This is a genomic window from Flavobacterium solisilvae (assembly GCF_012911605.1).
Lineage (GTDB): Bacteria > Bacteroidota > Bacteroidia > Flavobacteriales > Flavobacteriaceae > Flavobacterium > Flavobacterium solisilvae.
Map to the genome: position 1 here is coordinate 282,392 of NZ_JAAMPT010000207.1, position 11,244 is coordinate 293,635.

Here is an 11,244-nt window from a genome sequence, read left to right on the forward strand (position 1 = left end):
CAATTAATTCCCTTTTTCTGTTATTCTAAAAAACGATTATTTTCCTAAGTATTCCACAATTTTAGCATCGCCATCAACCACAACTTTCATCAAGCCGTGTTTTGACAAACCTTTGCTGGCAGCATCCCATTTTTTGCCACTTAAACCCGATTTTTCTTTTAAATCACCAATCTGAATTCCTTCGTTATTTTTTAAAATTTCTATGATGTGTTTTTCTTCTTCGGTTAGTTCCGGTCCTTTTTTCTCTGGACGCATTTGAGGGAAAAACAACACTTCTTGTATCGACGGATTATTGGTTAAAAACATGATTAATCTGTCCATTCCAATTCCTAAACCAGATGTTGGTGGCATTCCATATTCTAAAGCGCGCAAAAAGTCTTCGTCAATAATTCCGTTTGCTTCATCATCGCCTTTTTCGGCTAAAGCCATTTGTGCTTCAAAACGTTCGCGTTGGTCAATTGGATCATTCAATTCCGAATAAGCATTTGCAATTTCTTTTCCACAAACCATTAACTCAAAACGCTCTGTCAATTCAGGATTATCTCGGTGCGATTTACATAAAGGCGACATTTCTTTTGGATAATCAGTGATAAACGTTGGTTGAATAAAGTTACCTTCACATTTTTCGCCAAAAATCTCATCAATCAGCTTTCCTTTACCCATGGTTTCATTGACTTCAATACCCATCGATTTTGCCGCTTCAAATAATTCGGCTTCGGTTTTTCCAGTAATGTCAAAACCTGTAAATTGTTTGATTGCATCAGTCATCGTTACTCTAGCATATGGCGCTTTAAAGTTTACTTTATGTTCGCCAAAAGTAGCTTCGGTCGTTCCATTTACTTGTAATGCACAATATTCCAATAAATTCTCTGTCATCGTCATCATCCAATTGTAGTCTTTGTAAGCTACATAAATTTCCATTGCAGTAAATTCTGGATTGTGCGTTCGGTCCATTCCTTCGTTGCGGAAGTTTTTAGAAAACTCATAAACACCATCAAAACCACCAACAATCAATCTTTTCAGATACAATTCGTTAGCAATTCTCATGTATAATGGAATGTCCAAACTATTATGATGCGTAATGAAAGGTCGAGCTGCCGCACCACCAGGAATAGATTGTAAAACCGGAGTTTCAACTTCCATATAACCAGCATTGTTGAAAAAAGTTCTCATAGCAGTGAACAGTTTTGTTCTTTTCATGAAAACCTCTTTCACTTGCGGATTCACAACCAAATCTACATAACGCATACGGTAACGCAATTCAGCATCGGTAAAAGCATCAAAAACATTTCCTTCATCATCGGTTTTTGGTAATGGAAGCGGACGCAAGGTTTTACTCAAAAAAGTAAAATCATCCACACGAATACATTTTTCACCCACTTTGGTCAAAAACAATTCGCCTTTAATTCCAATAAAATCGCCCAAATCGGTCAATTTTCTAAAAACCTGAACATATTTCGTTTTATCCTCATCAGGACAAATCACATCACGATTAAAATACAACTGAATTCTACCTTCGCTGTCTTGTAACTCAGCAAAAGCAGCTTTTCCTTGATCACGAACACTCATCAAACGACCAGCAACTACAACCTTCTTACCTTCTTCAAAGCTTTCCTTAACCTGTTTCGAAGTATGATTTACAGGGAATAAATCCGCAGGATAAGGGTTGATGCCTAAGTCACGAAGCGACTGTAATTTCTCTCTTCTAATGATTTCTTGTTCCGAAAGTTGCATATAATTTGTATTTAAGCGTGCAAAGATAATTCATTTTGCATCAAGTTTCAAGTTCAAAATTTAATGTTTTTTGGAGCGAATCGTTTGGGTTATTCAGGATTTCATTTTCCTGCTTTCCGTTACAATCTTTTTATCTCGTTTTAAGAACGAGATAAAAAGGATTTCCTCTTCAATCAGGGCTAATTACTAAACTATTCGTAACTTTGCATTTCTTTTCAAAACATAATTTCGGTTATCATGAACAAAAAAGTTCAACTTCAAGATTTAGGAAATAAAGATTACAAAGAAACTTGGGATTATCAAGAGCAACTTTTCAAACAAATAGTTGATGCAAAGATTCAAAACCGAAATGCAAACTCACAACTTCCAACGCCTAACTTTTTTCTTTTTGTAGAACATCCTCACGTATATACATTAGGCAAAAGCGGCGATATGTCAAATCTTCTACTTTCCGAAAAACAATTAGAAGCAAAAGGAGCAACGTTCTACAAAATAAATCGTGGTGGCGATATTACCTATCACGGACCAGGGCAAATTGTAGGTTATCCAATTCTGGATTTAGAAAATTTCTTTACCGACATTCATAAATATTTACGACTTCTAGAAGAAGCAATAATTCTAACGTTAGCCGAGTATAATATAATAGGTGCAAGAAGCGAAGGCGAAACTGGAGTTTGGCTTGGAGTTGGAACGCCATTTGCCCGAAAAATTTGCGCCATGGGAGTTAGAGCTTCCCGTTGGGTTACCATGCATGGTTTTGCTTTAAATGTTAATGCTGACTTGGGTTATTTCGATAATATCATTCCATGTGGTATAAAAGGAAAAGCGGTTACTTCAATGCATGTTGAACTTGGAAAGCATGTTGATGAAAATGAAGTTAAAGAAAAAATTCTAAGACATTTTCAAGATTTATTTGAAGCAGTGATTTTTACTTCCTAAATCTAAAATTGTTAATCTTCAATCATAAATCCAAAGTCAATTGTTCTGGTAACAATCGAAAACTCATTCGGTGGTATTTCGTTACGCCATATTTTTTAATCGCTTCCCGATGCTCAATAGTTGGGTAGCCTTTATTTTTCTTCCAATTGTACATCGGGAATTCTTCGTGGATTTTATCCATGTATTCATCCCGATAGGTTTTGGCTAAAATAGAAGCAGCGGCAATACTTAAATATTTGCTATCTCCTTTAATAATGCTTTTGTTGGGTATGTTTTTTAGTAAATCAATTTCTTCAGTTGTGAAAACCTTTCCATTTTTATTTTTTAGTAATCCTAATTTTGAAAAAATAGGACGATTGCCGTCTACTATAATATAATTAGGAGTTGTTTTAAGTTTAAGGATGGATTCCTGCATCGCTTTCATTGAAGCGTTTAGTATGTTTATTTCGTCAATCTCTTCATTATATATATGTGTAACTGCAAATGTTACACAAGAGTTTTCAATCAAAGGTTTTAGTTTTTTTCGTACTTTTTCAGAGAGTTGTTTCGAGTCATTTAAAGTGTCTAGTTGAAATTCATCAGGGAGGATTATTGCGCTTGCAGTAACTGGTCCTGCTAGGCAACCTCGACCAGCTTCGTCGGTACCGCATTCTAAGTTAAAATCTGAAAATCTTTGGTTTAACATTTTTTTTGCAAAAATATAAAAACTGACGCAACCTATTCTTTTTTTAAGCATCATTAGATAAGTTAGTTCAAAATTAAAGATTTCTTAAGAATTAATTTTAGTTAAATGTGTATTATTCCGAAGTAATATTTGTTTATTTAAGAAAAAATTAAGAAGTTTGCGGAATAACTAACTCAAATAAAAATAATATGAGATCGAAGTTCAAATGGATTTTTACGCTATTATTAGCGTTTTCAATGCAGTTTTCCTTCGCGCAAGAGAAAACTGTTACTGGTGTGGTTACCGATAAACTTGGGCCATTACCTGGAGCAAACGTTGTTGTTAAAGGTACAACTAACGGTGTGCAAACCGATTTTGATGGTAAGTACTCTATCAAAGCAAAATCAGGAGATGTCTTAGAGGTGTCTTATACTGGTTATGACAAAAAGGCAATAACTGTTGGTGCTGCTAATAGTTATAATGTTGTTTTGTCAGAAGGTGTAGAGCTTCAAGAGGTTATTGTTTTAGGTTATGGTAAGACGACTAAAGAGGCTTACACGGGTACTGCAACAAAGATTAAGACAGAGAATATTGCGGCGAAAACCGTTTCAAATGTGTCTCAGGCTTTAAGAGGTGAAGTGGCTGGTGTTACTGTAATTACTGGGTCGGGGCAACCAGGTTCTGATGCGACTATTCGTATCCGAGGTTTTGGTTCTGTAAATGGAAATAGAAATCCGTTGTATGTGGTTGATGGTGTTCCTTATACGGGTGATATTAGCTCGATTAATCCTGCTGATATTGCTGGTATGACGGTTTTGAAAGATGCGGCAGCTACTTCGGTTTATGGATCTAGAGGAGCTAATGGTGTTATTTTGGTAAATACTAAGCAAGGTAAAGCTGGTAAATCTGTTGTTTCTGCTGAGTTTAGAAGTAGTATTAATACGTTCTTTTTGCCTCAATATGATGTAATTAGTTCTCCAGAAGAATATACTGAGTTGTCGTGGGAGGCTGTGAAAAATACAGGTACATTAAATGGTGTTGCTGATCCTGTTGCTTTTGCAAATAATAATTTGTTTGGGGGTACAGGGATTAATCCATCGCTTAATATGTGGAATACACCTGGATCAGGATTAATTGATCCAACAACTGGGAAGTTTAATTCGGGTATTACAAGAAAATATACTCCTGAGAAATGGGCTGATTATGCTTTTAGAACAGGATTTAGACAAGAAGCTAATGTTCAGTTTAGTGGTGGGGTTGAAAAAACAAAGTATGCTACCTCATTTGGTTATGTTAAGGATGAAGGTTTTGCAATCAACTCGGACTACACGCGTTATTCAACTAGGATAAATCTTGAACATAAGCCTACTGAGTGGTTGAAGGTTGGGGCTAATGTTGCTTATTCTGGGTCAAGATATACACAAAATGGACAGACAGCTGATACTGGTAGTGTTTTTCTTATGGCTACAGCACCACCTATTTATTCAATATTCTTAAGAGACTCTAATGGTAATAAAGTTTTGAATCCTAATACTGGGGATTATTTTTATGACTATGGTGATACTAATCAAAGAAGGTTTTCGAATTTGACAAATGGTATTTCTGATGCTACATACGATTTGAATAGAGATTATGCTCATACTCTTACAGGAAATTTTACTTTTGATGTTAATATTACAAAGGATTTAGTGTTTGAGACTCGTTTTGGTGCTCAATATGAAAATTGGGATTTTATTAGAATGGATAACGTTACTGCTATTTCAGGTAATCCTGGTAGACCATTGGGTTATCTTTCTAGAACAGATCGTGAAGATATTAACCAGAATTTCCTTAAATTATTGCGTTATACTAAAACTTTTGGAAAACACGGTTTGGAGCTTTTTGCAGCTCACGAATCAACTAAATGGTCGCGAAATGAGTTTAATGCACAAAAACAAAATGCGGTTATTTTTGGATCAACGGATTTAGATCAATATACTCAAATAGTTGGAAAGCCTTCGTCTTTTACATTGGGTTATACATTAGAAAGTTATTTTGGTCAAGTGAGTTATAATTATGATCAAAAATACTATATAACAGCATCAGCTAGACGTGATGGTTCTTCGCGTTTTAGAGATGATAAATGGGGTACTTTTGGTTCAGTTGGTTTAGGATGGATTGCATCTAAAGAAAGTTTTATGGAGAAAGCTAGTTTTATTGATTTCTTGAAGTTTAAAGCAAGTTATGGTGTTGTTGGTGATACTGGACTTCGTTTACGATATGGATGGCAAATTTCAAATATTGATGGTACTGATGAGTATGCATTTAATGTTAATTCTGAAGAGATTAATAGAGCATTAACGTGGGAGACGTCTAAGATTGCTCAGGTTGGATTTGAGAGTACTTGGTTTAATAACTTTTTAGATTTGAATGTTGATTATTATGTGAAAAACACTGATAATCTGTTTTTTAATCAGACTCTTGCTCCATCTTCAGGGTTTCAAACTATTTTTTATAATAGTGGGCAATTGCGTAATAGTGGTTTAGAGTTTGATGTAGCGTTAAATTTTATTAAACCAAAGAATGAAGGAGATTTTATGTTGTCTCTAGGTATAAATGGGGAATTTTTGAAAAATAAAATTACTGAGATGCCTATTGATTACTTAACGGGTGTTACTAAAACTGCTGATTATCCTAGTGCTACTTTTGCATATACACAAGGTGCATCTATTTTTGATTTTTACATGCGTGAATGGGCAGGTGTTGATCCAGCATCTGGAGCTCCGATGTGGAATATGTATTATGATGACGTAAATGGAAATGGTATTTTTGATGCTGGTGATAGAAATATTACGCAAATGGCAACAGAGTTGAAAAATTTTCCAAATTCAAATATTCAAAAGACGGTTACTAGTTCTTATGCTAATGCCACTCAGAAATATATTGGTAAATCGGCTATGCCAAAAGTTAGAGGAGCTTTTCGTTTAAATGCTGCATACAAGAACTTTGATTTAACGACTCAATTTAGTTATAGCTTTGGAGGTTATGCTTATGATAATTTTTATTCTTTGTTGATGGAAAGTGAGCAAATAGGTAAAGATAATTGGCATACTGATATTAGAAATAGGTGGCAACAACCAGGTGATGTAACTAATGTTCCTAGATTAACAGATCTTTACGGGGCAGATAGTCAAGGTAACTCTATTTCTTCTCGTTTTATTACTAAGGCAGACTTTTTGTCTCTTAATAATGTTAAATTAGGGTATACTTTTCCTAAGAGATTTATTGAAAAGACAGGTGTGAATTTCTTAAATATTTATTTCTCAGCTGATAATTTAATGATTTTAAGTTCAAGAAAAGGATTTAATCCTTCTACAGCAGAAACAGGTACATCTAATATTTATAGATATAATCCTCTGACTAATTTTAGTTTTGGAGTAAAAGTTGAACTTTAAAAAAAAATGATATGAAAAAAAGATTTTTAATTTATTCTTTCTTTGCTATAGCAACCACTGGTTTAGTAGGTTGTAGTGAGGATTTTTTGGATCCAGTTAGAGATACTTCTGTTTTGACAGATGAAGATTTTGCAAATAATGCTGATGCTAATCCAGCTTTGATTGAAGGTACTCTAACAGGTATTTATACATATATGGCTAGACCATTTGCAGCATTGGGTTCTGGTGCAGCAAGACATTATGATATTGGTCATAAAGGTATTGATATTTGGACGGATATGCTTAGCAGTGATATGGCGTTGTCAAATAATGCTTATAATTGGTATGCTAATTTTACTAATTTATTGTCTACTAATGATTTTACTCAACAAGAAAATCAAATTACATGGACTTATTTGTATAAAGTTGTAAACTTATCTAATATTGTTATTCAAAATTTGGGAGGTAATGATGCTATACAGACAACTGTTAAAAACAAGCACATGATGGGACAAGCTAAAGCTGCTAGAGCTTACGCTTATTTTTATCTTACACAATTGTTTCAAAGAGAATATAATCCAAATCAAGCTATTTTGCCTTTGTATGATGGAGAAAGAAGTTTGTATGCAAAACAACCAGCGGCAGATATTTATGCTTTGATTATTGATGATTTAAATCAAGCTATTGATTTGTTGGGTGATTTTCAAAGAACTCAAAAATATCAGATTAATAAACCTGTGGCACAAGGTCTGTTAGCCTACACATACGCAGCTATGGGTATGTATAATGAATCGAAAGTGTTGTCTGATGATATTATAGCTAATTCTGGTCATCCATTAACAACTACAGCTCAATTAGCATTTCCTGGTGCAGGTTCTGGTTTTAATAATGTTAATACTCCTTCTTGGATGTGGGGATTTGATGTTACTCCAGATTTAGGTTATGGTCTTGTTTCTTGGTGGGGTATAATGGATGTGTTTACTTATAGTTATGCTGGTGCTGGAGATAGAAAAGCAATAGACAATGCTTTGTATGCTCAAATTCCGGCTAATGATGTTAGAAGAACACAATTTTCAAGTGCTGCATCTACTCTTTTAATGCCAACCAATAAATTTTTCCACCAAGGAAGGGTTGCTATGGGACAACAAGTTGTTGAGACTGATTATATATATATGAGAGTTGAGGAGTTTTATTTGCTAAGTGCTGAAGCTGCTGCAATGACAGGTGATGATTTTTCTGCAAAAAATAGACTTAAAGAGTTGTTGGCTAGTCGTCTTGGAGGTGCTGCAAATGCAAATGCTTACGTTGATCCACTTTCTGGCGATGCGTTGAAAAAAGCAATACATCTTCAAACAAGAATTGAGTTATGGGGTGAAGGTAAGAGTTATTTTGCTTTGAAGAGAAATAAAGCATCAGTAACTAGAGGAACTAATCACACATTTTTGAATGGTCAGACTATTAACTATGATGAAACGCGTATGATTTTCAAGATTCCTATCATAGAGCTTAATAATAATCCTAGTATTACTGAACAAAATTAATAATGTCAAATTTTTATAATATGAAATTAAATAATATAAAGTTATTTTCATTGTTCTCTATTATTTTTATAGGAGCAATGGTGTCGTCTTGTGAAGATAAATCTTCAAGTGATGATGTGATTGGAAGTCAAAATTTCGTTAGTTTTGAAAATAACAGTACTGTTTTAGTTGTTGGTGGGGAAACGGTTGTTAAACAAGCAAAAGTATATGCTTCGCAGGTTTCTTCGGTTGATAGAGTTTTAGAGTTAGATGTAATCACAGCGCCTATATCTGCGGCAACTGTAGTTGGTGTACCAACAAATCCTACTACTACTACTGCTAATCCGTCTTATTATTCAGTTCCTGCTTCAGTGACTATTCCAGCAGGTTCTAAAGAAGCTTCTTTTCCTATTGAAATACAAGGTTTCGATATTGGAACAGGTAGAACTATAGCAATAGAGATTAAACCTCAGCCAGGTTTGATTGTGGCATCATCACTTAGTGGTTCTTTGGCGAATAATAATTTAACGGCTAATAGTAAGCGTCTAGTGTTGAAAATTAAAGAGATTTGTGATAAAAATCCTCTTAGAATTCAAATTGCAACTGACCGTTATGGTTCTGAGACAACTTGGGAATTATATGATGGTGATTTTGCTGTTATTGCTTCTGGTGGACCTTATACAGATCAAGCAGCCTCTGGTGTATATTTAAAGCCAAATATTGATCTTTGTTTGCCATCTGGTAGTTATACTTTTGTTGTTTATGATGAATATAGCGATGGTATGAACAGTGGATATGGTGCTGGATACTATCGTTTAGTTAATATGAATTCAGACTTTACTGTTGAAGGAACTCAAATTGCTAAAAATGGTACTTTTGGTGCTAATGACGTTGTAGAGTTTACTTTACCATAAGGTGATATAGTATGTCATTTAAAGCCGACAAATTTTTTATTTGTCGGCTTTTTTTATCTTCAATTAATTTTATGTTTTATTTTAGATTATTAATTATTAAATTTGAAAAAAAAAAGTAATGAAAATAAAATTATGTTTTGTAATTTCTCTTGTTTTTGGAATTACTACTGCTCAAACTCTACAAGAACAAAAGAAGATAATAGCTTCTTATGATTCTGAAAAAACAATACAATTATTAAATGAAATTAATAATGATGATGTGCTTCGTCAGTCAAGAGTTAATTATTTCTTAGCTTTAAATCCTGATATAAAGCAACAATTTAAAAAGGATGGAATTCTTTATAGAATACTAGATGTTATTGATGGTAAACCTCTTTTAATGTCTACAGATAATGCTGCAGCGGGTAGAGCTATTAGAGTTAATCATTTGTATCCTGGTGCTTCTTTAGGTCTTTCTTTAGAAGGTAATGGATTTACCGTTGGTGTCTGGGATGGTGGTTCCGTGCTACAAACTCATAATGAGTTTGTTCTTGATGGAGTAAGCAGGGTTACAACTCCAGATGCATCAGGATTATCTGCAGACTTTCATGCTACCCATGTTGCAGGTACAGTTGGTGCAAGAGGTGCAACTCCTTCAGCTAAGGGAATGGCTCCAAAGGTTTCTATAAAATCATATACTTGGGATGCTGACTCTGCTGAAGTTATTTCAGAGGTTACTAATAACGGTTTGTTGGTTTCTAATCATTCTTATGGGATTTTTATATATAATAATGATGGAAGTATGAATGTTCCTGGAGCTTGGTATATGGGATGTTATGGAGATGCTGCTCGTAATTGGGATCAGATTGTTTATGATTATCCTTATTATTTACCTGTAATGTCTGCTGGTAATGAAGGTACTACGACATACAATGGTGGACTATCTTTTGGTTACGATAAATTAACTGGAAACAAGACCTCAAAAAATCCATTGATTATTGCTAATGCTAATCCAAATGTTCATCCTGTAACTGGTGTAATGACTTCTTTAGTCATAAATAATGGAAGTAGCCAAGGTCCAACTGATGACGGAAGAATTAAACCTGATATTGCAGCAGACGGTACAGGGTTATATTCAACTTCAAATGCTAGTGATACATCATATGATACTGCTTCAGGAACTTCTATGGCTTCACCTAGTGTTGCTGGAGGATTAATTCTCCTGCAAGAGCATTACAATGATTTACATCCTTCAGAGTTTATGCGTTCAGCGACACTAAAAGGACTTGTTTGTCATACTGCTCTAGATGACGCAGCTTCTGTTGGTCCAGATCCTAAATTTGGTTGGGGATTATTAGATACTAGAGAGTCTGTTATTGTATTGAATAATTCAGTAGCTACAGTGCCAACTTCTATTGTTAATGAGTTAACATTAAGTCAAGCAGGAACATATAATATTCAAGTAACTGTTAACACTCCTAAAAAATTAAAAGCAACAATTTGTTGGACGGACGTTCCTGGGACAACTAAAAATGGTCAATTGAATTCTCCTTCTCCAGCATTAGTAAATGATCTTGATTTAAGAATAATTAAGGGAGAAGAAGTTAATTTTCCGTGGAAATTACAGTTGTCAGATGTTAGCGCTCCTGCAATAAAAGGTGATAATACTGTAGATAACGTTGAAAAAGTTGAAGTAGAAAATGCTTCAGGTGTTTATACAATTCAAGTAACACACAAAGGAACATTGTCTGGAGGTTCACAAAACTATAGTTTGATAGTGTCTGGATTTGATCAAGCAAACCTTTCCAATAATAATTTGTCTAAAGAAAAAATTGCAGTTTATCCTAATCCTGTAGATGATGTTATATTTGTAACCAGTGATTCAAATCAATTTTCGAGGTATGAATTGTATGATATACAAGGAAGATTAATAAGAAAAGAGAACGTTTCTAATCTAAACAGCTTTGAAATTGAAACAGCTTCATTAACTAAAGGATTATATATGTTGAATCTAACTTCTGAAAATGGAAGTTTTACTCAAAAAGTAGTAAAAAAATAGTATTTCTTTAACCTATTTAGGT

Annotated in this window: 7 protein-coding genes; 5 read left to right on the top strand and 2 right to left on the bottom strand. The window is 34.2% G+C overall.

All coding sequences use genetic code 11. The features are described 5' to 3' along the window. Positions 1-36: 36 nt before the first annotated feature. Complete coding sequence (gene lysS / locus G6042_RS10000) at positions 37-1,734, bottom strand: lysine--tRNA ligase (RefSeq protein ID WP_169524292.1); 1,698 nt, start codon at positions 1,732-1,734, stop codon at positions 37-39. A 237-nt stretch (positions 1,735-1,971) separates the two neighbouring features. On the opposite strand from lysS, the gene lipB reads away from it, so the two are divergent. Next, entirely contained in the window at positions 1,972-2,673 is a 702-nt protein-coding gene (gene lipB / locus G6042_RS10005; RefSeq protein WP_169524293.1) for a lipoyl(octanoyl) transferase LipB, read from the top strand. A 22-nt stretch (positions 2,674-2,695) separates the two neighbouring features. On the opposite strand, the gene G6042_RS10010 is transcribed toward lipB, so the two are convergent. Continuing rightward, positions 2,696-3,358 (bottom strand): ribonuclease HII, encoded by a 663-nt coding sequence (locus G6042_RS10010; RefSeq protein ID WP_169524294.1) that lies wholly within the window; start codon positions 3,356-3,358, stop codon positions 2,696-2,698. Between the two features lie 188 nt (positions 3,359-3,546). Here G6042_RS10010 and G6042_RS10015 point away from each other — a divergent pair, with 188 nt between their 5' ends. The 4 genes from G6042_RS10015 (at position 3,547) to G6042_RS10030 (ending at position 11,222) form a co-directional block, all read left to right on the top strand. After that, the gene (locus G6042_RS10015; protein ID WP_169524295.1) at positions 3,547-6,771 is read left to right on the top strand and encodes a SusC/RagA family TonB-linked outer membrane protein; all 3,225 of its coding nucleotides are present in this window, start codon (positions 3,547-3,549) and stop codon (positions 6,769-6,771) included. Between the two features lie 11 nt (positions 6,772-6,782). Then, the gene (locus G6042_RS10020; RefSeq protein ID WP_169524296.1) at positions 6,783-8,291 is read left to right on the top strand and encodes a RagB/SusD family nutrient uptake outer membrane protein; all 1,509 of its coding nucleotides are present in this window, start codon (positions 6,783-6,785) and stop codon (positions 8,289-8,291) included. A gap of 77 nt (positions 8,292-8,368) precedes the next feature. Beyond that, the gene (locus G6042_RS10025; RefSeq protein WP_169524297.1) at positions 8,369-9,184 is read left to right on the top strand and encodes a hypothetical protein; all 816 of its coding nucleotides are present in this window, start codon (positions 8,369-8,371) and stop codon (positions 9,182-9,184) included. 118 nt (positions 9,185-9,302) lie between these two features. Next, positions 9,303-11,222 (top strand): S8 family serine peptidase, encoded by a 1,920-nt coding sequence (locus tag G6042_RS10030; protein ID WP_169524298.1) that lies wholly within the window; start codon positions 9,303-9,305, stop codon positions 11,220-11,222. Positions 11,223-11,244: the final 22 nt, after the last annotated feature.